Origin of the sequence: Desulfatitalea tepidiphila (assembly GCF_001293685.1) — a bacterium.
GTDB classification, from domain to species: Bacteria; Desulfobacterota; Desulfobacteria; order Desulfobacterales; family Desulfosarcinaceae; genus Desulfatitalea; species Desulfatitalea tepidiphila.
Genome location: NZ_BCAG01000003.1, coordinates 885,927 through 908,235 on the forward strand (window position 1 = coordinate 885,927; position 22,309 = coordinate 908,235).

Here is a 22,309-nt window from a genome sequence, read left to right on the forward strand (position 1 = left end):
CCGGTTGCCATTATGATAGTCTGATTACCAACGCGGCTACAGGATGCAACAATTGGACCGAAAGGACCGCCATGCGTGCGGAAATCAAAAGAGACCGGGATGCGGTGGAATTCTTGACCGGCGAACGATGCCATATCAAGGAGGTCGCCAACGATGCGGGAGATGAGTATTTGTCCATTGCCCGCGCCCGGGTGGAGCCGGGGGTTGTCACGGCGTGGCATAAACTAGACGGGATTGCAGAACGTTACATCATCTTCAGCGGCCGGGGAAGGGTTCAAGTCGGCGAAGCCCCACCGGTATCGGTCGAGGCCGGTGACGTGGTGCGCATTCCTGCCGGCGTGCGGCAGCGGATCGAGAACACGGGTCGCGACGATCTCGTTTTCTACGCATTGTGTTCACCGCCTTTTCAACAAGAGCGCTATGTATCCCTGGAGTAATTCTATCATGTCTCCAGAATCGGTAACCGACGAACAAGGAGCAGACGATGGGCAATTGGAGTGAATTCGAAGCTTACGACGCGATGGGGCTGGCTGAATTGGTGCGCAACGGCGACCTGACGGCCATGGAACTACTCGAGAGCGCGCTCGCGCGTGTGACCGCGCGCAACCCCGAGCTCAATGCCGTGGTGTTGCCCATGTACGACGAGGCACACAGGCGGATTCAGGCCGGGCTGCCCGATGGTCCGCTGCGCGGCGTTCCTTTTTTGCTGAAGGATCTGGGCCTGTGCTACAAAGGGTTTCCCACATCATTCGGCAGCCGGCTCTTCGCCGATTTCGTGCCCGACTATGACAGCACCCTGGTCGAACGCTACCGCAATGCGGGCCTGGTGATGTTCGGAAAGACCAATACACCTGAATTCGGGTTGACCGTCACCACCGAACCGAGCCTCTACGGCCCGTGCCACAACCCCTGGGACCTGTCCCGATCCACCGGTGGGTCGAGCGGAGGTGCAGCGGCGGCCGTGGCATCGGGTATCGTGCCTGTGGCCCACGCATCCGATGGCGGCGGCTCCATTCGCATACCGGCGGCATGCTGCGGGCTGTTCGGCCTGAAACCAACCCGGGGTCGAATCCCGGCCGGTCCTCCCCAGGGCGAAGGATGGAACGGCATGAGTACCGATCACGTCATCTCGCGATCGGTCCGGGACAGCGCCATTTTTCTGGACATCTCGTCCGGCCCCGCCCTGGGTGATCCCTATTCGGCACCCGCTGTCCAAGGGCCCTTTTTATCCGAAGTGGCCAAGGCGCCCGGCAGCCTGCGCATCGCCATGACGGTGACCTCCCTCAACGGCATCAAGGCCGATCCGGAATGCATCGCCGCCGTCGAGGATGCCGCCAGGTTGTGTGAATCGCTGGGACACAAGGTGAGCGAGGCCGCACCGGAAATTGACGGCGAGCGGTATCAGGATGCGGCGTCCGCCATCATGAACGCCAACACGGCGGCTGCCGTGGATGCCCGCCTCAAAGAACTTGGGCGAGAGCTGGCCGAAGAGGACCTGGAATACATCACCCAGCGCGCCGCGGGAAGCGGCGCTAAAAGCAGCGCATCGGGTTTGATCCAGGCGATTCAATTCATTCACCAAACCGGACGGCAGGTCGCCCGCTTTTTTCAATCTTACGATATCCTCCTGAGTCCGGTGCTGCTCAAGCCACCGGTGCCGTTGGGCTATCTTGACACCCGCAACCATGATGTGCGCGGGTATCTTACCCGTCTGCTTTCTTATTTTGGTTTTACGGGCCTGTTCAACGGCACCGGCCAGCCTTCCATGTCGGTGCCGCTGTTCTGGAGCAAAGAGAATTTGCCCATCGGCACACTCTTTTCGGCTCGTTTCGGCGAGGAAGCCCTCTTGTTTCGCCTCGCCGGCCAGTTGGAGCAGGCGCGACCCTGGTGGAACCGCAGACCACCCATGGCCGGGACGGCCGTCTAACGCGGATAGCACCCACATTCATTTCTGAAGAAAGGAAATTCAATGGCAAACCCCGTGCTCACCTTCGACCACGTCCACCTGCTCAGCCAGGATCCTATAGCGGCCGCCAAATGGTACGCCGAAAAACTGGGGGGAGAGATCATGGCCACCACGGAGGTTCGCGGTGCACCCCAGGTGCTCGTTCGGTTCCAGGGCGCCACGATCATCATCCGCGGTCAGCGCACCGGCGAGTCCGCAGGAGATAAATCAGGCCTGCAATGGGGGGTGGATCACTTCGGGTTTCGAGTCAGCAGCGATTTTGACGGCTACTGCGACCGGCTGAGACGCAACGGCGTCGCCTTTTCCATGGACCCGGTGGACTTCGGTCCCGAGCTGCGGATCGCATTCATCCAGGCGCCCGACGGCGTTTCGATCGAATTGCTCCACCGGAAGGCGTGAGACCCGGCAAGCTTATTGCCCGTCGCCGGCCCGTGCCTCCAAAAGGGCGCGCAGCCGGCTTGCCCAATGCCCAGGGCCTCCGGTGCCGATGGTCTGGTCGTCGATGGCCACCACCGACAGCACCTCGGTGACCGTACCGGTGAGAAACACTTCTTCGGCCTCCATCATAGCCTGGCGGTCGAAAAAGGCTTCAACGACCTCCATGCCGTGCTCGTGACATATGTCGATGAGGACGGCGCGGGTGATCCCAGGCAGGATGTTGGGGGTCAGCGGATGGGTCATCAGCCGGCCATCCTTGCAGATGAACAGATTGGAGGCCGTCGCTTCGCGCACCACGCCTTCGGGGCTTACGAAAATAGCGTCCTGGACACCGGCATCCAAGGCCTGCTGCTTGGCCAGCACATTGGGTAGCAGCAGCACGGTTTTGATGTCGCAGCGTCCCCAGCGGATATCGGTCACTGTAATAGCCCGAATGCCTTCCTTGATATACCTTTCCGGGGTCTCGGGCGCTTGCCGAACCGTAATCACGATCTGGGGGTGGGGTTGGGCCGGAAACGCATGGTTGCGCGGTGCCACCCCCCGGGAAATTTGGACATAGACGCCTGCGCGGGGGATGGCTGCTCTTTCAAAGGTCGTGAGGATCGCTTCGCGTATTCGGTCGCGGGCGATCGGTGGGAAAGAGAGGCCTGACAGGGAGTTTTCCAGCCGGTCCAGGTGGGCCTCCACCGCGAACAGCCGCCCTTTGTAGCTGGCCAGATATTCGTAGACCGCATCGCCGAACTGGTAGCCCCGATCCTCCACCGGTACGCGGGCCTGATCGATGGGCATGATGTCGCCGTTCAAGTAGGCTAATTCGGGCATGATGTTCTCCCCCCCCCTCCAGTGTAATGGTTTGACTTTGGTGCGGCCTTTCCGTATAGCAGGGTCGCGCTTGCATTGGCCACAATTTTATAAGGAAAGTATCTTAAAATATACGCATGAAACCTGTTGTCGCCATCATCGGACGCCCCAACGTGGGCAAGTCCACTCTGTTCAACCGCATGACCCGCCGCCGCGACGCCATCGTCGACGACCTGCCCGGTGTGACGCGAGACCGCCATTATGGTGATGCGCAATGGGATGACCAGCTTTTCATCGTCGTGGATACGGGTGGATTCGTGACCGGAGACGATGATCTCTTCGCCGCCCACATCCGCGCCCAGGTGGAGCAGGCGGTGGCCGAAGCCGATGCCGTGGTCATGGTGCTCGACGGCAAAAACGGGCTGTCACCCTTCGATCACGACCTGATGAAGTGGCTGCGCACCATCAAACAGCCGATTTTTTACGTCGTCAACAAAATCGACGGGCCCGGACAGGAATCACACCTCTACGAATTCCACGCCTTGGGTGTGGAGCGGCTCTTTTCCCTTTCTGCGGAGCACGGTTACGGTGTTCCCGATTTCATGGACGAGCTGGTGGCCGTGCTGCCCCGGGCCGACGCCCCGGCGGCATCCGACGAAATCCGTGTCGCGGTGGTCGGGCGGCCCAACGTCGGTAAATCTTCGTTGATCAACCGCCTGGCCGGCCAGGAGCGATTGTTGGTCAGCGACGTGCCGGGAACCACCCGGGATGCGGTGGATACGGTCGTTCAAAAGAAACATCGCACCTATCGCCTGATTGATACCGCCGGCATCCGGCGCAAGGCCAAGGTCGATCTGAAGCTCGAAAAATTCTCCATCATCAAGTCGCTCAAAAGCTTGGAGGACTGCGACGTGGCCCTGATCCTGCTCGACGCCGAGCAGGGGATCACGGATCAGGATATCAAGGTGGCCGGCTACGCTTACGAACGCGGATGCGGGGCCATATTCCTGGCCAACAAGTGGGATCTGGTCGACGCCCGAACGGTGACGCCGCACAAGTTCGGCCAGCGTCTCTACGAATCGGCCCGGTTTCTGCAACATGCCCCCCTGCTGACCGTATCGGCCAAGACCGGACAGCGTATCCAGAAGATCTTTCCCCTGATCGAACGGGTGTTTGCCCAGTACGCGACCCGCATCGGGACCGGGGCGTTGAACCGCGTCTTCAAGGAGGCCACCGAACGCACCGAACCCCCGCTGCACAAGGGTCGACGGATCAAGTTCTATTATGCCACCCAGATCTCCGAACGACCGCCGACCATCGTCGCCTTCGTCAATTACCCGGACGCGGTTCATTTTTCATATCAACGCTATCTCCTCAACCAGATCCGCAGCCAGACAGGGTTGGACATGACCCCCTTGCGCATATACTTCAGGCTGCGGACCGGAAAAATCGAGTTTGGCAAGTGGAAAAAGAACAGGCCCCAGAAGAGACGTCCCAGGTAATCGGTCTGCCCGGTGCGATGGCATGTATCGGGTTGAATTGAAGACGATTCCAATTACCCGCTGTGGCACTGATTTTGTATATATTTTTCCTGCTCCTGGGACGGGACGGCACCGGTTTGCCGTTCGGTTCAGGGATCGTCATGACGACAACCTATTGGCCACAATTCAAGGAGTTGCGGAATGAGTTGGTATTACAAGGATGGGGGGCAGGAGATCGGACCGATCAGCAAAGCGGAACTGGCCGCTCTAATCAAATCCGGACGAGTCGGTGGCCAGACCATGGTACGCAATATCACCATGGACGCCTGGCGGCCACTCGCACAAATGATTCGACCCGCGGCATCCGGGTCGGCAGACCCTTCCCCGCCGGCGCCACCCGCGCCGCCTACCGCGCCGGACGCTTCGCGCTCCGTCCCCATGCCGGACATCCCATCGGTCAAATCCCAGGAACCGTTCCAATTCAAGGGCAGCGGCGGGGAGTATTTCAAGATCTGGATCGTCAATGTGCTGTTGTCCTTCGTCACCCTTGGGATCTATTCGGCCTGGGCCAAGGTGCGCCGCAAACAATATTTTTACGGCAACACCCGCTTGGTCGGCGCCACCTTCCGCTATCTGGCCGAGCCGACCAAGATATTGAAGGGGCGAATCGTGGTTTTTCTCGGCTTTGCCATTTACATGGTCGTCAATCAGATTTTTCCACCGGCGGGCTTCGCTTTTGGGTTGGTGTTTCTTTTTATACTGCCCTGGCTCGTGGTGCGGTCGCTGGCCTTCAATGCACGCAACAGCGCCTGGAGAAATATCCGTTTCAATTTCAATGGCACTTACGGCGGCGCGGCTAAGGCCTTCGTGCTCTTTCCGCTCCTTTCGATTCTGACCCTCGGCATCCTGGGCCCCTATGCCCACTACCGCCAGAAGAAATTCATCGTGGAAAATTCGACCTATGGGACGACCGCTTTTGCCTTTCACGCTACCGCAGGGGATTACTACCGCATCGTCTATATGTTCATGATTCCCGTGATCGCGGCCATTGCCGTTGTCACGGCGGTCACCATGCTGGTGCCGTCATTGTCCGCACCGGTGGCCCTGCTGGTCATGGTCGTCATGTACCTGTATGCGTTTGCCTATTTCACCGTTCGGTCGAGCAACCTGCTGTACAACTCCGGCGCCCTGCGTCAGCACCGTTTCAAGGCAACCATGAAGATCAAGGCGTTTGCCATGATCCTGCTGACCAACACCCTGGCCATCGTTTGCACCCTGGGGTTGTTTCACCCTTTTGCCCAGGTGCGCGCGTATCGATACAAGATCGATCATCTGGCCTTGCTGCCGGCCGGCGACCTGTCCCAGTTCGTTGCGGCCGAATTGAAGCAGACCAGCGCCCTGGGTGACGAGCTGTCCGATTTCATGGATTTTGATTTTGGTTTGTAAACAATAAGGTCCTTCCCGGAATGATCACCATTCGCGGAAAATGGTTCGACGGTAAAAGCTCCGCGCAGACCGATGTCGTGCTCAAGGTGTATGATACAGATGCCCTGCAGGTCGAGCGGATCGATAATGGAGAGATCCTTTGTCGCAGGAAGAGCTTCGACCTCCGGGTGTCGGATCGTCTGGCCCAAACGCCCAGGCTGTTGAACTTTCCGGATGGCGCGGTCATGGAAACCGACGATAATGCAGGGGTGGACCGGATTCTCGAGCAGATCCGCCGGGATCATTGGAGCCTTTGGGTGCACCTGCTCGAGACCCGCAAGCTTTATGTGCTGACGGCATTCGTGATTGTGCTGCTGATCGGTACCGGGATGGTAAAATTTGGCGTTCCGGCGGCAGCAGGGTGGGTTGCGGTCGCGCTGCCCGATTCTATGTACGATCTGGCCGATCGGCAGACCCTGGACTTCCTGGATAAGGCGCTCTTATCTGATTCCACGCTGCCGCAGGCAACCGAAGAGCGGGTGCGCGGGCACCTGCGGCCGGCCATCGACGCTCATCCTGACCTGGGACTCGAATTGCAGTTTCGCAAAGGCGGCAAACTGGGTCCCAATGCCTTTGCCCTGCCCGGCGGCACCATAGTGTTCACCGATGAAATGGTGCAGATGGCTGGCCATGACGAAGAGTTGCTGGCCGTAATGGCCCACGAAATCGGCCACGTGGTGCACCGGCACGGCATGCGCCGCATGGTTCAGGATTCCATGCTTTCCTTTGCCATTCTGGCGCTGACCGGTGACGCGTCCGGCGTCTCCGAACTTTTCCTGGGGTTGCCCGTGGTCCTCACCGAACTGGCCTACTCGCGTGCTTTTGAACGCGAGGCCGACCGTTATGCCCTCGATTACCTGTTGGCCAACGGTGTGTCACCCGAGCGTTTCGCCGACATCCTTGCGCGTATCGACCAGCAGCACAAGGCCCAGGCGACCGGAAAGAGTGACGGGCAAGGGTGGACCGGCTATCTCGCCACCCATCCCCCCACACCGGAGCGGGTCAAGTCGTTTCGAGAGGCCGGCGCGGCAGAATAGCATCTCGCCAAGCGGAACCTCAACCCGCATAGCTTCGACCATCTTCGTCACTTTTCATAAACCCATAATATCACCAGTTGCGTTCCAGAAAGCGGAGTCTTCGGTTCATCGATCTGCTCTGCCCCTATCGCCGAGCGAGCATGGGTCCCAATGGTCGCCCGCCGAACAGGTGCATGTGCAGGTGGAAGACCTCCTGATTGGCGTCGCGATTGCAGTTGACCAGCAGACGGTAACCGCTTTCGGCGACCCCCTCTTTTTCGGCGATGAGTCTGGCCACCGTGAACATGTGGCCGACCAATTGCTCGTCTTCGGGAGTCACATCATTGACAGTGGCAATCTCCTTGTTGGGCACGATCAATACATGGGTTGGGGCTTGGGGATGGATGTCGCGGAAGGCTGTCACCTGCTCGTCCCGATAGACGATGTCGCTGGGGATTTCGCCCTTGATGATCTTGGTGAAAATCGTTGCCATGGTCTCTCCTTTGGTCGAAAGGTTGAGTCGTCTTATCCGTCGTCTCCAGGCGTTGAACCGAGGCTACGGGTCGGAGGCGGATGCGCGGGTCAGGCGTTCGCGGCGCCACACCTTGGTGGTATCGCGGTCATAGCTGCGCAGGTCGCAGGAGGCTTGGCGGCAGACCGGACATTCGTCGGGTGCGCAAGGGTCCATGTGCACCAGGACATCGGCGTTGCCTCCATAAGCCTCGACCAGCAGGGATTCCAGGATTTTGGCTTCATGATGAGCCTTGTCCAGGGAGAGGTCTACGGGCAGCACCAGGTGCAGGTCGATGTGGACGAAGGCTCCGGCCCGCCAGGCGCGCAACTGATGAATATCGACCCACTCCGGCCGCCGGTTGCTTATCAGGATGGTGGCGATCCGATCGAGAAGAGCCGGGTCCGAGGCATCCATGAGTCGCCGGTAAGATTGGAATACCAGCTGGCCGCCGGTAATGAGGATGTTGATCCCGATGAGGCAGGCGATGAGCCCGTCGAAGCGCAGCCACCCCGTCAGGTAGACCAGGCCTAAGGCGATGAGGGCTGCGGCCGAGGAGTAGACATCGGTGAGCACATGTTTGCCGTCGGCTTCCAGCGCCAAGGATTCGGTGCGCCGCCCGGTGCGGACCAGGTAGAGGCCCAGCAGGAGGTTGATTCCCGTGGCGCCGAACAGCAGGAGCAGACCGGTTTCCAGGTTGGGCAGGGGATGGGGATCGATCAGGTGGCGCACCCCGGAGTAGAAAATGCCGCCGGCGGCCCCCATGATCAGCGCCCCCTCGAATCCGGCCGAAAAGTATTCAATCTTGCCGTGGCCATAAGGGTGGTCGGGATCGGGCGGCTTGGCCGAAATCCATATGCTGAGGCCCGCGAAAGCGCTGGCCGCCACATTGATGATCGATTCCAGGGCGTCGGACAGCACCGCCGAGGAGTGGGTCAGTCGATAGGTGATGAATTTCACGGCCAACAGAAAGAGACTCACCATAAACGAGATCGCTATGGCGCGCATCCGGATGCGCTGCAGATCGGTTGGCGCTGCCGTGGAGGGGCTGCGGGGGCGCTCTTCTTGCCGATCATGTGTCATGGGAGTCGATTCACCTTCGCAATTGGCGTTCATCGTTGGTCGACCGGGGATCGCGATGGTCGCGGTCGTTGGAGCGGGTGTTTCCCATCTTCCTATCTGTCAGGCGGTCGGCCGGTTCAAACGATCCAGGACCCGATAGAGCGCCTGGGTACCCAGGTTCTCTTCGCCCTGGGCCATGGCCGCCACGTAAAACTGGTTGACCAGGGCCAGTCCGGGCAGGCTCAGGTTCATGCGGCGGGCCTCGTCCAGGGCAATGCCCATGTCTTTCACAAAATGCTTGACGAAGAATCCAGGATCGAAGTTGCCGTCGGCAATGCGGCGGCCGATGTGATTGATGGCCCAGGAGCTGGCGGCGCCCTGGCCGATCACATCGATGATGGCATGCTGTGCCATGCCGGCCCGGTGGGCATAGAGCAGAGATTCCACGACCCCGATCATGGTGCCGGCGATGAGGATCTGGTTACACATCTTGGTGTGCTGGCCGGCACCGGGGCCCCCCATGTAGGCGATGTGCCGCCCCATGCAATTGAACAGCGGCACGACTCGATCGTAGGCCGCCCTATCTCCGCCGGCCATGATCGCCAGGGTCCCCTCCCTGGCGCCGATGTCGCCGCCCGATACGGGCGCATCCAGAGCCGCCACGCCCTTCTGCAGCGCACGCTCATGAATCCTGCAAGCCAATTCCGGACTGGAGGTGGACATGTCCACGATCACGGCACCTGTTTTGGCGCCGGCGAGCGCACCCTCGGCCGATAGGATCACCTCCTGCACGTCGCTCGGATAGCCGACAATGGAAAAGATCACCTCCGCAGACCCGGCAACTGTCTTGGGGGATGGACACCACCGGGCGCCCCGATTTATCAGGTTTCCGGTTTTGTCACGGGTGCGATTGTACACATAGACGGTGTGCCCGGCCTCGATGAGATGACCGCACATGGCGTTGCCCATGACCCCCGTTCCGATCCATCCAATGGAGACTGCTCTCATGATGAACCATCCCGTTTGTGAGAGGGTTTGTTTTCGATCCAAATCGGCTACATGTGGAGGACACTGAATAAAATGACGTTTCAGCGGTCGACAGATGGTGAGAAATATATAATTGTTAACAGGTGTGTCAAGCGGCGAAAGAAACGGGGGTGTTATGGACGATATCCGGGTGGCCTGCTACAGCGGTTATCGCGGCGAGCAGACGCCGAAGCGATTCTGGCTCTCGGAACGGTGCATTGAGGTGGTACGGGTGATCGACAGCTGGCTGGCGCCCGATCATCGCTATTTCAAGGTGCAGGGCGATGACGGCGGGCGCTACATTCTCCGCCACGATCCATTTGCGCAGCGATGGTCCCTGACCTTTTTCGATCAGACCTGATCGGGTGGGTCGGCTTCGGTATCCTCCACCGCCTCGTCGATGTCCGGATCCGCTTCGTTCTCCGGCGCCGCATCGGCTGCGGACGCGCGTTCGATGGTCGGGATGATCAGTTTCTGATGAAATTTCAAGGCGGCCAGGTCGACCTCCGGGTTGCAATGCTTGAGCAGCCACATGGGGATGTCGAATTTTCCCCGGCAAAGGGTCCAGATGCTGTCCCCGCGTTGCACCCGGTAAGGCTGCAACTCGCCGACGCGATAGACCGCATAAAAATCTTCCTGCAGGCGCTTGTGATATTCATAGCGGTTCTGTTCAAAAGATTCGGCACTCGTGCGGCCGAGGGGAATTCGAATCTTCTGGTGCAACTGCAGCACATGGCCGTGCGGCAGGCCGTTGAGGCGGCGGACCCGCTGGGTGGATACCCTGGCCCACTCGGCATAGTGTCCCAACGTCTCCTCGACCTCCACCTGAAGGATGCCCACCAGTTGGCCCTTGTACTGGATGATCCGCTCGAAGGCCACATCAGCGGTCACGATTTCCACATTGCGGGCCTGCCGGTCCAGATCGGCTGTGTTTGAATCGGCATCCGATTCGGCGTCGGCGGATGTCAAGGGAATGACGGAGGCGAGCAGGGGCTGCGGATAGTGGTCCGGTTCGACCGTGTCGGTTGGTGAGGACACGTTCGCCACGGCCTCGGGTGCAGCGGCGGGGGGTACGGGCGTGTTTTCCGCCAGGACCGTCTCCGGTGTCGCGATTGCAGGCGCCGTCGTTGCCGGCCGGCGGTCACCCCCGGCTGGTATGCGCAGGGTCTGGTGCGGGTAAATCTCGGCCCTGTGATTCAGATTGTTGGCCAGAATCAGGTCGTCGAGCCGGACGCGATGCAAGCGGGCGATCTTGCCGGCCGTATCTCCCCGCTGCACGGTGTAGAACAGGCTGCGTTTCTGTTCAGCCTGGAACAGGTTGTCGGGAATGGCGGCCATGGATGCCTGGTCGTGCGAACCGACTTGGGGCAGGCGCAGGGCATACCCCTTGGGCACATGCTTTTGCCCGCTGAGAACCGGCTGGCGGAGGGCCGGATTCAACTGTTTGAGGACTTCGGGGGAAACCTTGAAATGGCGGCACAGATCGTCGAAAGCCGAGTAGCCCTGCAGATTCAACACACGGGTCGGTATCGGTGCATCCACATCCAGCGCACCGAAATAAGTTTCATAGTTTGATGCCACCTGGCGGGCCGCCAGGAACTCGGCATAAAAATTCCGGGACGCGAACTTGAACGACCGGCTGCGATACGATTGGTAGATCGTCTCGAAATCCCCATGCAGTGCCTTGGCCCGCTGCATGCCTGCGGCGCCGTGGTTGTAGGCGGTAATGGCCAGGGGCCAGCTTTCCAGCTTGTCGTAGTTCTCCTTGAGAAGTTGAGCGGCCGCATGGGTCGCCAATATCGGATCACGTCTTTCGTCCAGAACATAGCCGACCTCCATGAAGCGTCTGCCCGTGGAACGGGTGAACTGCCACATGCCGGCCGCACCATATTTGCTGTACGCATTGATATTGAAGGAAGATTCCACATGTGGCAGGTAGGCCAGATCGTCAGGCAGACCGTGGGATGCGAAGATCTCCCGGATGCGATCGATATAAGCGCCGGAACGCACCAGTCCGGCTTGGAATCGGTCTTTTTGGCCGATTTGGCAGCGGACCCGGTCGGCCGCGAATCTGAATTGACCCGCATCGTCAGGATCGTCGAACAACGCCGCCACCCGACGACACGTTTTTTCCGGTGAGCGGGGATTATGGGCCAGGCGTTGTAGAATGTGCTGATATTTCTCTCTCGCCAGTTTCATGCGCTTGCGATTGACTCGACTGGCACCGGGAACGTCATAGGGGATCAGTTCGATGATCTCGTAAACGATGTCCATATTCAGGCTGTCATGCACGATCCCCTGGTCGGAGCCGTATTGGGAGTATACCCGCGTCCAGAAGTTCACGTTGGGAACAATGGTGTCGGGTATGGGAAACGGATCGGGAGATGCACAGGCCGTCCCAATGTTGGCCGCCCCCATGGAGGAGGCAACGAGAAAGAGCAGAACGCAGAGTGTCCGTAGGAAAAATTTTGAAATCATGTAGAGTCACCTTTGACCAAATCCGGCAGGATTGCTTGCCTTGATGCTACCAGAGCCAGGCAAAGCAAATAGCATACCAGTATCCTGGATTCCTGGACTTCCCAAAAGTTCCCGATTGATGCCGAATTTTCGCTTTCCCACATGTCTACCATCGTGTACCGGCGTCAAAAATGGGACACCCGCTGACAACGATCGCCCCTCAAACGCTCTTGCATTTGAGGGGCGGGGGTTTTAGATTCAGCCAATGGCAATGGCCCATGTCGACCGACGGCGACCGGCCAAACGATAGACCGAGGAGCGGCGCCATGAAAATCGAGGTTCAACATATCCCTTCCCAGGGGACAAGACTGTCCTATCTCAAGCCGGCCAGAGCGTTCCCGGTGATCAAGGAGATGGAAGAGCACGGGGAGTGCCTCTTCAACACCCCCATCGCCATAGAGTTGGACGTGCTGCGCGAGCGGGAATTGATCCGGGTGGACGGCGTGGTGTCGGCCACGGTGCGGCTGGCGTGCAGTCGCTGCCTGGAAACCTACGACCATGACCTTCGGCATCGATTTCGATTGCGTTTTTCACGCCAAATCCCAACGGACGTGCATTCGGGAGGAAAAGACGAGGTGGAGCTGACCGCCGAGCAGATTGGGCTGATTTTTTTCAGGGAGGATACCATCGAGCTCAAGGATGCGATCCAGGAGCAAATCGTTCTTTCCATCCCTTACAAGCCATTGTGCAGCGAGTCATGCAAGGGCCTGTGCCCCCAATGCGGTGCGGATTTGAATCAAGGACCTTGCGGGTGTCCAGCCCAACGTGCCGGCAACCCGTTTGAAGTGTTGAAGAATCGTCAGTGGCCGACCTGATCGTCGTCACGTTTTTATGCGAGGAGAACACAACCATGAATCGCCTGCCAACGCATCGGTTCGAATCCGGTAAGGGGCATCGCCGGAAAATTTGCCTGGCCTCACCATGGGTCGGTCTGTTGGCCATCGCTTTTTTTCTCACCGGGTGTTGGCAGGATGCCATCCACATCGATGTGAACTTCCGCCGGCTGTTCGGGTTGGCCAGAGAGGACCGCGTCCTGTTCGAGGATCATCCGGTCGGAAAGGTCACCGCCATCGAATACCGGCCCGAAGGCATCTACCGGGTCGCGATCGAGGTGGACGAGGGGTATGCCCATGCCCTCACCGAGCATTCGCGATTCTACGTGGCCGGTGATCCCGGCCGGCAGGGGCACCAGGCCGTCATCATCGATCTGACCGCCGGCGGTGGCAAACGGTTGGAGGACGGTGCCACGGTGAGCGGTGAAGCCGGTTCCGACGTGTTTGCCCGCTGGAAGCGCGAGATGGAATCCGGCCTGCAGTTCCTGCAGGAACAGATTGAAAAATTCAGCCGTGATGTTCAAGGCATACCGGAAAGCGACGCTTACCAACAATTGAAGCGTTCCCTGCAGGATTGGGCCGAGGAGATGGAGCGCGCCGGCGAGGGCGCCCGCGAAAAGATCGAACGCGAATGGTTGCCGCGCATCCAGCGAGAGCTCGACGCGCTCAGGGAGCAGTTCAAGTCGCGTGGCCAGGAGGAGCGGTTGGAACCCCTGGAAAAAGAGGTCGACCGGATCCGCAACATCTGAATCGAGGTGTCAGCGTTATGGCTATCCGACTACTGGCCCGGGAACTCTACCGTCAGCAGAAGGTCGTGGAAGATCTCGAACGTCGATTGGCCGCCGGTCCGCCGGTCGATCAGGAGAAGATCAAAGAGGCTCTGCGCAAGGCCAGGGCGGAAAGGGATTATCTGCGCCGGGCCCTCGATGGAAAGATCGGGCGCTGATCGATCACTTCTTGAAAAACATGTAGGCAGCCAATCCCACCAGGATGACGGCGAAAATCCTTTTGAAGTTGGCCGTTGTGACGTGTTCCACCAGCCGCGCGCCGATCTGGGCACCGATGATGCCGCCTAGTCCCAGGAGAATCCCGGCCCGGTAGTCGACATTGGCCAGTTTGTTGTGTGCCAGCAACGCGGAGATGGAGATCACCAGAATGGCCAGAAAAGAGGTGCCTACCGCTTTTTGAGCCGCGTATCCCATGAACAGCAGAAGGGGAACCATCAGGAAGCCGCCCCCCAGCCCCGAAAAGGAGGCGCCGATCCCCACCAGTATGCCGAACAACGCCATCAGGATCAGATTTGCATTCGCACTCATCTATGAACCTTTCTGCAAGAAAGCATTCTACTAGGTCTACGGGCCATTGAAAGGACATCCACTGCCGTCCCTATTTGGACCCCGGTTGCGGCTTTGTCAACGCCGTTTTTTGGACAGGACCTGGTAATAGTGGCTCAACTTGCGGAACACTTCCGGGTCGCCGCCCTGATCCGGATGGAATTTGAGCGCCAGCTTGCGGTACAGGCGCGTCAACGACGCCTGGTCAATGGTTTTCAGCTCCTTCCAGGGCATACCGAACAAGCGGCCGGCCTCTTCGACCTTGATCTGCACGCTGCGTGGCGGATGATAGACCCGGTGACGGCGGATGAAGTCCTCCACATAGGCCTGCCAGGGCGATGTGTGGGGGACCTGGTAATCGAAATACATGATGGCGTACTTGACCAGGTCCTCGCGCAGGCCGTTGGGTTCCGGTGTGTCGATCCAGAACGCCGCGTCGGCGTTCAAGCGGCAGAGACGGGAAATAAAAAAGGCGTCCATCTGTTCTATCAGGGGCTGGTCCGGCGCCTCGTCGGGGACGAACCGTTTCAGTTCGAATATTACCGAAACGTAAAGGGCGCGCTGGTGGGTTCGAAGGGTGCGCTCCTCGGCCAGAAAGTACTGTTCCAACTCGTCCCGGGATCTGGCGTGCAGCGGCCGGAAGACCTTTTCCGGCACGCGGTGGATGTGGCGCTGTTCGCTGTGCCCGAACCGCAGGTAGTGGTAGCGGCGCTTGTCGAACAGATGGATCGGTTTCGGCGGGGTCTGGGAAGAGTTCAGGGCCGCCGGTGGACGTGTCTGCCGGCGGCTGCGATCGAACCCGATGATGACCCGCTGGATGTGGGGCTCGATAAAGTCGAACAAAATCCTGTCCAGGTCTTCGGAGTCGACCGCCATGCCGGCATTTTCAAGGGCGTCTTGCAAGGCTTCATCATAATAGTAGCCGTTGCCGCCCACGTAGACGATATAGCGCGAAGGGTCCGGTCCCAGGTCGAACAGGTCGCGACTTTTCATCCGGCCATCTTCGGGATAGGAGTGGCGGATCAGGTAATGGGTCTTCCCCTGCTTTTTGACTCGGGCAAGGTACATGTCGGGTTTCTTGACGACGAATCGTATATAGGGTTGTTTGTTGAAATCGTTTGGCTCAAGAAAGATTGGATGAGCATCACTCCGGGTTGGAAAGGCTTTTCCTGAGCGCTTCGATGCACTCGTCGCAGTTGTTCTGTCGTCGATTGCCACCGGCGCAGTAGTTCAGAAAAGATTGAATCCAATCTTGACCCGCCCGTGGACAGGTAAAAATATATTCGATGAAGCAGACCAAACGTTCGATGGTCTTGGGATCGATGGCATGCTCCATCTTGCAGGCCGAGGTTTCAGCCGTCAGCGGGTCGATTTGAAGCACCTTCAACAGGAACTCCTTGATCACTGCATGACGATGGGCGATGTCGCGGGCGATGCGCTTTCCCTTGGCCGTCAGGGTAATGTAACTGTAGGGCTGGTAGTTGATGTACCCTTTTTCCGAGAGGGCCTTCAGACCGCCGGTGACCGAGCCCCTTTGGATTTGCAATCGATCGGCAATCTCTTTGGCTCTGGCGACTTTCTGGGTCTCTTCGAGTTCAAGGATTGCCTCGAGGTAGTTTTCCAGGCTATCGGAAAGATCGTCGCGGGTGGACATTCTGTCTCCTTTCAATTTGGCCTGAAAATAACATCCCTGTCTTTATTAGTCAAAATTAAAAAAATAGGTTGTGCAATAAAAACGTATTGACAACATTAAAAGTTAGGTGTAGCTAACATTCCCAAACTTTCCACAACCAGGCAGATCTTCGGGAGGCGCGACATGCCGAGAGTGAATATGAGACAGATGAGATCCAAACAGTCCGGGACCATCGCCGCCATCACCGCGGCCGGTGAATTGGGGCGCCGCATTCGCGACATGGGCCTGGTGCCGGGCACCCGCATCACCGTCCAGGGTCGGGCGCCCCTGTATGACCCGGTGGCCTTGCGCTTGATGGGATTCACCTTAACCTTACGGAACAGCGAAGCCGATTATATCGATGTGGAGGTAGACGATTAACATGGAAGCCATGATCGCCCTGGCCGGCAATCCGAACTGCGGTAAAACCACCTTGTTCAACAGCCTCACCGGGGCACGCCAGCACGTGGGCAACTATCCGGGGGTGACCGTCGAGAAGAAAGAGGGCATCTACCGTCTCAACGGCCACAGGTTCAACATCGTCGACCTGCCCGGAACCTACTCCCTGACCGCCTATTCTCTCGAGGAGGTGGTGGCCCGTGACTTTTTGATCAATGAGAAGCCCGGTGTGGTGATCAATATCGTGGATGCCTCCAACCTGGAGCGCAACTTGTACCTGACGCTGCAGTTCATCGAGATGGGCATGCCGGTGTGCATCGCCTTGAACATGATCGACATGGCTTACAGCCGCGGGATCAAGATCGACCACGAGGCCCTTTCGCGTTTGCTGGGCGTTCCGGTGGTGCCGACCATGGCCCGCAGCGGACAGGGCAAGGAGGATCTGATCCGGGCCGCGCGCCAGGTACTCGAAAAGGAAGGCGGGCGAACCGAACTGAAGATTTCCTATGGACCGGATATCGACGTCGGATTGGATCGAATGGAAGCCATCATCCGTGAGGTCGGTTTCATGACCGATACCTATCCCTCCCGCTGGCTCGCCCTCAAGTATATGGAAAGCGACGAACAGATTCGTTGCCTGGGCAAGCAGCGCGATGCCCAGACGGCAGAGAAGTTGGAAAGCATCGTTGAGGAGGTCGCCAATCATCTCCAGTTGACCGTCGACAGCTTTCCAGAGGCCATCATCGCCGATTACCGTTATGGATACATCCGATCCGTGCTCAAACAGGGGGTGATCAGCTACAGCGGCGACCGCAATCGCCTGTTCGTTTCCGACAAGATCGACAAGGTGGTCGTGAACCGTTTCGCCGGTCCACTGATTATGCTGGCCGTGCTATTGGGTCTTTACCATTTTACATTTACCTACAGTGAAATACCCGTGGCCTGGACCGAGGCGATGTTCGGCTGGATGGGCGAGATGGTGGACCGTTACATGCCCGACGGCCTGCTCAAATCGATGATCATATCGGGGGTCATCGACGGGGTGGGCGGCGTGCTCGGGTTCGTGCCCCTGATCATGTTCATGTTTTTCGGCATCGCCATTCTGGAGGACTCGGGCTACCTGGCCCGGGTCGCCTTCATGCTCGACCGGGTGTTCCGCATTTTCGGACTCCACGGCAGTTCGGTGATGGCCTTCATCGTTTCCGGGGGCATTGCCGGCGGATGCGCAGTGCCGGGTGTGATGGCCACACGCACCCTTAAATCCCCCCGTGAGCGTCTGGCGACCCTGCTCACGGTGCCGTTCATGAACTGCGGCGCCAAGCTGCCGGTGTTCGCATTGCTGGTGGCCGCCTTTTTCGCGGAAAAAGAGGCGCTCATGATGTTCGCCATCACCATCGTCTCCTGGATCGGGGCCCTGCTGGTGGCCAAGCTGCTGCGCACCACGGTGATCAGAGGCGCATCGACGCCGTTCGTCATGGAACTGCCGCCCTATCGGCTGCCCACCTTCAAAGGGCTGCTGATCCACACCTGGGAGCGCACCTGGCAGTATATCAAAAAGGCCGGCACCGTGATCCTGGGCATTTCCATCATCTTGTTCGCCCTGATGACCTTTCCCGGCCTGCCGGCCGATCAGACCGCTGTATTCGAGGCCCAGCGTGAGGACTTGCGGGCAACCCTGTCGGACGATGTCGACGGCGAACTCGAAGCCGCGGAGGACGGTACCGACCTCTCGGCGGCCGCCCGCGCCGTTCATCTGCAGCTGCTGCAGATCGATGCGGCCGAGGCCGAGGCGGCCCTGAGACACTCCATTGCCGGCCGGTTCGGGACGGGATTGGAGACCCTGAGCCGGTGGGCCGGTCTGGATTGGCGCACCAACATCGCCCTGGTGGGTGGCTTTGCGGCCAAGGAGGTGATCGTGGCCACACTGGGTACCGCCTACTCCTTGGGAGAGGTCGATCCCGAAGATAGCCGCTCGCTTTCCGAGATCCTGGCCCGCTCGCCCCAATGGCGGCCATTGACCGCGTTGAGCCTGATCGTTTTCGTCATGTTCTATGCCCCTTGCTTTGTCTCCGTGGTATGCATCGTCCGGGAGGCCGGTTCCTGGAAGTGGGGCCTTTTCTCCATGGTCTTCAACACGATATTGGCTTTCACGCTATCCGTGGCCGTGTTCCAGGTCGGCCGGCTGGCCGGTTTTTAGAGGAGGTGCCCATGCAGACCGCGATCGTCATCCTCATCGTCGCACTGGCTGGGTATTACCTGGTGCGGCGCTTTTACAAGAACGTCCAGAAAAGCAACACCGAGGGGTGTTCCGGGGATTGCGCCTGTTGCGGCATGTCGCAAAAAAACACATGCCAGATCGAAGATCACACCAAAACGCCCAAATGATCATTCGCAGGTCCCGATGATCCGCCAACAGGAGGCACGCCATGAAAAACGAGCGAGCGACGGCCCATGATTTCCGATCGGTGTTGAGCCTGGACCCCTTGCTCGACTTCTGGCGAAACCAAGTGGTGCCCATGTGCCCGCATACCGCGTCGATGTTCGAGGCGGCCGTCGGCCGCCTGGAAGCGGACGGCGCGATCGGCGGGCAGGAACTGGATCCGGCCAAGATGCGGCAGCACCTGGCGCATCTGGTGCCTCTGATGACCGCCGTTTTTCCCTCCTCGACCTGGGAAAGCGACCTGGCCACCGCCGTGACACCGCTGGACAATCGGCCGTTTTTCTACACGCCCCTGTTCGAGCGCTATTTTTTGCCCGACGATGGGCGCATGCGCGGCACCCTCAAACAGCCCCAGGTGGACACCGCCGTTTTCCAGCGCTTGCGCGCCTTCTGGCTCATCCTGGACAAGGTGTACGGCATCGTCCAGGGCCGCAGCATTCCCGTGGTTCGCACCATCGTGGACCCGGAGACCGGCCTGGATCGCCATTACCGCATGCTGCCAGACTGGCAGTTCCTGCGGGTGGCCACCCAGGGCCGGCCCGAACCCCTGAGCGACAAGGACCGTGCGGCGATTCTGGAGAACATCGATGATCCCGAGGTGCTGGCCCGCCTGGTCCCGGCCCAGCGGTTCGAGTTTCAAGGGTTTATCGTCATCCGGGCCGTGGACATCACTCAGTCGGAAGTGCTGGCCGACCTGGAAAGAGGACTGATCGACCAGGAGACCATCTTCTGCTCGGACGGCTTCGGTCGGCTCCAGCAGCGGCTGCGTATCCTGTTCGGCCGACCGGACCTGCGGGCCGGCCTGGGCGCCCTGCACGGCGATCAGGTGTGGGTCGTCAACGACCAAGAGCACTCCCCCGCCAACTGCATCTTCAAAAACTCCAATCATGTCCGCGTGGCCGATCTTCAGGGCTCCATGTGGCTGCGGGCGGTCAATCAGAGAGACATGCTCATCGTGCCCGATCTGGCCGACGGGCAACGGCTGTCCCCGGCCGAACAGGAGCTGCTCGATCTCGGCTTCCGTTCTGCCCTGATCGTGCCGCTGATCTACCAGGGGAGCATCATCGGCACCTTTTTCATTCTTTCGCCCCGGCCCAACGACTTCGATGCCATGGACAAGCTGCTGATCAAACCCACGGTCCCCCTCTTTTCCATGGCCCTGAAACGCGGCGTGGACGATATCCACAACGAGGTGCAGGCCATCATCAAGGAGAAGTGCACCGCCCTGCACCCATCGGTGGAGTGGCGCTTCCGCCAAGCCGCCTTCAGCCACCTGGAGCGTCGCCACATGGGGGAAGCCTCCGAGCTCGAACCCATCGTCTTCAAGGATGTGATCCCTCTCTATGGCCAGACCGACATTCGTGGCTCTTCCGAGGCGCGCAGCCGCAGCATCCAGGCCGATCTGACCGAGCAGCTGCGCCTGGCCCGCGAGGTGTTTGAACGAGCCGGCCAGATCAAGTCGTGGCCGTTGATCCGGCAATTCGACTATCGCATCGCGCAACGCATCGACCAGTTGCGCCAGGGCCTGCCCACCGGCGCCGAAAGTGAAATGATCGCCTTTCTCAAGCAGGAGGCGGAACCGACCTTCGAAGAATTGCTGCGCATCGGGCCGCGGGTGGCCCAGGCCGTGGAGAATTACCGACGCGCCCTCGATCCCCGGCACGGTTTTGTCTACCGTGAGCGCCAGGCTTACGAAACCAGCGTGTCTCTGCTCAACGCCCGTCTGTCCGCCTACCTGGAGCAGGCCGAAGCTGCGGCGCAGAAAGAGTATCCCCACTACTTCGAAAAGCATCAGACCGACGGGCTGGATTATGTGATCTATCTGGGGCAGGCCATGCGTGAAGACGGTCACTTCACCGCCTTTCACCTCCAGAACCTGATCCTGTGGCAGTTGATTCTGGCCTGCGGTATGGCCTGGCACACCGAGCAGACCAAGCCCGAACTGTCGGTGCCTCTGGATACCTGTCACCTGGTTTTTTACAGCACCACGCCGCTGTCCATCCGGTTCCGCTATGATGAAAAACGTTTCGATGTGGACGGCGCCTACGACGTCCGCCACGAAATCGTCAAGTCCAGGTTGGACAAGGCGGTGGTCAAAGGCTCGGGCGAGCGTCTCACTCAGCCCGGGCGTATCGCCATCGTCTATGCCCACGCGCACGAAGCCGAAGAGATGCGACAACATCTGCACTATCTGCAATCCAACGAACATCTGCTCGAAGACATCGAGCCGCTCGAACTGGAAGACCTGCCCAGCGTCAAGGGATTGAAGGCCTTGAGAGTCGGCGTCAATCTCGAGGCGCCGGCCCTGGCCCGGCAGGTAACCCTGGTCGCAGCTGGCTGAACCGCCGTATAACAGTGTCCGTCCACAATTAGGCAAATGGGGCCGATATCGGGCCAATTGGCCATTTATGGATGGGAACTGACTAATTCACACCGTGGCGCAGTGCGATCTTCTCAAACATCACCACCAGACCGGCCGTCAGCGTATAGATCGATCCGATACTCAGATTTTGTTCGGCCGTGTCGTCGAAGAAGATGTTGAGCGTCGAGGAGATGCCTTCCTCCGGCTTCCAGTAGCAGATCAGGACCGGCAGCAAGGGCAGGGGGTCGAGCACCAGGGAGATATCCGACTCGTAATGGTTCTCCACCCGGCGGCCGTTGAACAGCTGAACCAGGTCTTCGAAAAGATCGGTATAGGTATCGGCCAGACGCTTGAGCGGCTTTTCACAGCGTTGGCCGAACAGACGGTAGTAATCCTTGCCTTTGGGCAGCTCGCGCATGGGCACCCAGTTGCCCGACGGGGTCACGCCGCCGGCTTGGATGATGTAGTTGAGAACCGGCACCGCGATCCAATGGTGGATGTGAATCTCCCCATAAAAATTGCCCCTGGCGTCGACGCTGAAATTTTTGCCCAGCGTGCGCAATGTGAGACGTCCGTTGGAAAAATCGGCGCCGATTTTTTTCGCCGTCTCGGCCAGATCGACGCCCGCAAGCCGTTGCTTCAGTCCGGCCAGGGTCTTTGCCAGTTCTTCACGAGGGTCTTTACGGCCCGGCGCCTGGTCCCCGAAGCTTTCGAGATCTTCGGGCGACACAAAAGGACAGTCGGACAACGGGCGTTTTCCCTGGAACACCCCGGCGGCGAAAGCGAGGCAGGTGGCCTCGTTGCATTTGCGGCAATTGGTTTTGGGCAACAGTTTGAACACCGCCATGACATTGTCGAATTCAGCCATTATCTACTCCTTTTGAACATTCGTACCAAGGCAATCCAAAACAAATTAACTCGTTTGGGGGAAAAATAAACCCCCTAGATCGCACAACGATCTGATAT

The 22,309-nt window shown here is 59.2% G+C and carries 23 protein-coding genes; 14 read left to right on the forward strand and 9 right to left on the reverse strand.

Translation table 11 applies throughout. From position 1 onward, the window contains the following. Positions 1-71: 71 nt before the first annotated feature. From DFT_RS08490 to DFT_RS08500, 3 genes are read left to right on the forward strand one after another with little or no spacing between them, the layout of a single operon-like run. On the forward strand, positions 72-437 hold the full coding sequence (locus tag DFT_RS08490) for a cupin domain-containing protein (protein ID WP_054030779.1): 366 nt from the start codon (positions 72-74) through the stop codon (positions 435-437). Positions 438-484: 47 nt separating this feature from the next. Then, positions 485-1,927, forward strand: coding sequence for an amidase (locus DFT_RS08495; RefSeq protein WP_054030780.1), 1,443 nt, complete (start codon positions 485-487; stop codon positions 1,925-1,927). Positions 1,928-1,969: 42 nt separating this feature from the next. Then, positions 1,970-2,365, forward strand: a complete 396-nt coding sequence (locus DFT_RS08500) for a VOC family protein (protein ID WP_054030781.1) — start codon at positions 1,970-1,972, stop codon at positions 2,363-2,365. 12 nt (positions 2,366-2,377) lie between these two features. Here the strand turns inward: DFT_RS08500 and DFT_RS08505 are convergent, their stop codons facing one another. After that, entirely contained in the window at positions 2,378-3,226 is an 849-nt protein-coding gene (locus DFT_RS08505; RefSeq protein WP_054030782.1) for a D-amino acid aminotransferase, read from the reverse strand. A 116-nt stretch (positions 3,227-3,342) separates the two neighbouring features. On the opposite strand from DFT_RS08505, the gene der reads away from it, so the two are divergent. The 3 genes from der to DFT_RS08520 all read left to right on the forward strand — a co-directional run bounded on the left by der (position 3,343) and on the right by DFT_RS08520 (position 7,208). Next, positions 3,343-4,707, forward strand: coding sequence for a ribosome biogenesis GTPase Der (gene der, locus DFT_RS08510; protein ID WP_054030783.1), 1,365 nt, complete (start codon positions 3,343-3,345; stop codon positions 4,705-4,707). Between the two features lie 180 nt (positions 4,708-4,887). After that, positions 4,888-6,132 (forward strand): DUF898 family protein, encoded by a 1,245-nt coding sequence (locus DFT_RS08515; RefSeq protein WP_054030784.1) that lies wholly within the window; start codon positions 4,888-4,890, stop codon positions 6,130-6,132. Between the two features lie 20 nt (positions 6,133-6,152). Further along, positions 6,153-7,208, forward strand: coding sequence for a M48 family metallopeptidase (locus DFT_RS08520; protein WP_054030785.1), 1,056 nt, complete (start codon positions 6,153-6,155; stop codon positions 7,206-7,208). A gap of 124 nt (positions 7,209-7,332) precedes the next feature. On the opposite strand, the gene DFT_RS08525 is transcribed toward DFT_RS08520, so the two are convergent. From DFT_RS08525 to DFT_RS08535, 3 genes are all read right to left on the reverse strand, one after another. After that, positions 7,333-7,680 carry an HIT domain-containing protein gene (locus DFT_RS08525; protein WP_054030786.1) on the reverse strand — a complete coding sequence of 116 codons (348 nt, stop codon included), beginning with the start codon at positions 7,678-7,680 and terminating at the stop codon, positions 7,333-7,335. Positions 7,681-7,743: 63 nt separating this feature from the next. Then, entirely contained in the window at positions 7,744-8,781 is a 1,038-nt protein-coding gene (locus DFT_RS08530; protein WP_083453395.1) for a cation diffusion facilitator family transporter, read from the reverse strand. Between the two features lie 99 nt (positions 8,782-8,880). Continuing rightward, positions 8,881-9,768, reverse strand: a complete 888-nt coding sequence (locus tag DFT_RS08535; protein ID WP_054030787.1) for an NAD(P)-dependent oxidoreductase — start codon at positions 9,766-9,768, stop codon at positions 8,881-8,883. Positions 9,769-9,922: 154 nt separating this feature from the next. Between DFT_RS08535 and DFT_RS08540 the strand changes: the two genes are divergently transcribed. Next, positions 9,923-10,147, forward strand: a complete 225-nt coding sequence (locus DFT_RS08540) for a hypothetical protein (RefSeq protein WP_054030788.1) — start codon at positions 9,923-9,925, stop codon at positions 10,145-10,147. Here DFT_RS08540 and DFT_RS08545 read toward each other — a convergent pair. Further along, the gene (locus DFT_RS08545; protein WP_054030789.1) at positions 10,138-12,264 is read right to left on the reverse strand and encodes a LysM peptidoglycan-binding domain-containing protein; all 2,127 of its coding nucleotides are present in this window, start codon (positions 12,262-12,264) and stop codon (positions 10,138-10,140) included. The two genes, DFT_RS08540 and DFT_RS08545, sit on opposite strands and share 10 nt — an antisense overlap. A 305-nt stretch (positions 12,265-12,569) precedes the next feature. On the opposite strand from DFT_RS08545, the gene DFT_RS08550 reads away from it, so the two are divergent. From DFT_RS08550 to DFT_RS08560, 3 genes are read left to right on the forward strand one after another with little or no spacing between them, the layout of a single operon-like run. Next, positions 12,570-13,118 carry a YceD family protein gene (locus DFT_RS08550; protein WP_054030790.1) on the forward strand — a complete coding sequence of 183 codons (549 nt, stop codon included), beginning with the start codon at positions 12,570-12,572 and terminating at the stop codon, positions 13,116-13,118. Positions 13,119-13,153: 35 nt separating this feature from the next. Further along, positions 13,154-13,885: an MlaD family protein gene (locus DFT_RS08555; protein ID WP_152971904.1), complete on the forward strand. Its 732-nt coding sequence runs from the start codon at positions 13,154-13,156 to the stop codon at positions 13,883-13,885. Between the two features lie 17 nt (positions 13,886-13,902). After that, positions 13,903-14,082: a hypothetical protein gene (locus tag DFT_RS08560; protein WP_054030792.1), complete on the forward strand. Its 180-nt coding sequence runs from the start codon at positions 13,903-13,905 to the stop codon at positions 14,080-14,082. Positions 14,083-14,086: 4 nt separating this feature from the next. On the opposite strand, the gene DFT_RS08565 is transcribed toward DFT_RS08560, so the two are convergent. From DFT_RS08565 to DFT_RS08575, 3 genes are all read right to left on the reverse strand, one after another. Then, entirely contained in the window at positions 14,087-14,452 is a 366-nt protein-coding gene (locus DFT_RS08565; RefSeq protein WP_083453397.1) for a sulfite exporter TauE/SafE family protein, read from the reverse strand. A 96-nt stretch (positions 14,453-14,548) separates the two neighbouring features. Then, positions 14,549-15,538 carry a DnaJ domain-containing protein gene (locus DFT_RS08570; RefSeq protein ID WP_054030793.1) on the reverse strand — a complete coding sequence of 330 codons (990 nt, stop codon included), beginning with the start codon at positions 15,536-15,538 and terminating at the stop codon, positions 14,549-14,551. Between the two features lie 76 nt (positions 15,539-15,614). Beyond that, entirely contained in the window at positions 15,615-16,124 is a 510-nt protein-coding gene (locus DFT_RS08575; protein WP_054030794.1) for a metal-dependent transcriptional regulator, read from the reverse strand. A gap of 186 nt (positions 16,125-16,310) precedes the next feature. Between DFT_RS08575 and DFT_RS08580 the strand changes: the two genes are divergently transcribed. The 4 genes from DFT_RS08580 to DFT_RS08590 are packed head-to-tail and all read left to right on the forward strand — an operon-like array spanning position 16,311 to position 21,322. Further along, positions 16,311-16,523: a FeoA family protein gene (locus tag DFT_RS08580; RefSeq protein WP_305791180.1), complete on the forward strand. Its 213-nt coding sequence runs from the start codon at positions 16,311-16,313 to the stop codon at positions 16,521-16,523. A gap of 1 nt (position 16,524) precedes the next feature. Further along, on the forward strand, positions 16,525-18,738 hold the full coding sequence (gene feoB, locus DFT_RS08585) for a ferrous iron transport protein B (RefSeq protein ID WP_054030796.1): 2,214 nt from the start codon (positions 16,525-16,527) through the stop codon (positions 18,736-18,738). Positions 18,739-18,749: 11 nt separating this feature from the next. After that, positions 18,750-18,926: a FeoB-associated Cys-rich membrane protein gene (locus DFT_RS26190; protein WP_083453398.1), complete on the forward strand. Its 177-nt coding sequence runs from the start codon at positions 18,750-18,752 to the stop codon at positions 18,924-18,926. Between the two features lie 41 nt (positions 18,927-18,967). Beyond that, positions 18,968-21,322, forward strand: a complete 2,355-nt coding sequence (locus tag DFT_RS08590) for a GAF domain-containing protein (RefSeq protein WP_054030797.1) — start codon at positions 18,968-18,970, stop codon at positions 21,320-21,322. 82 nt (positions 21,323-21,404) lie between these two features. Here the strand turns inward: DFT_RS08590 and DFT_RS08595 are convergent, their stop codons facing one another. Next, entirely contained in the window at positions 21,405-22,211 is an 807-nt protein-coding gene (locus tag DFT_RS08595) for a DUF3786 domain-containing protein (RefSeq protein WP_054030798.1), read from the reverse strand. Positions 22,212-22,309 lie beyond the last annotated feature (98 nt).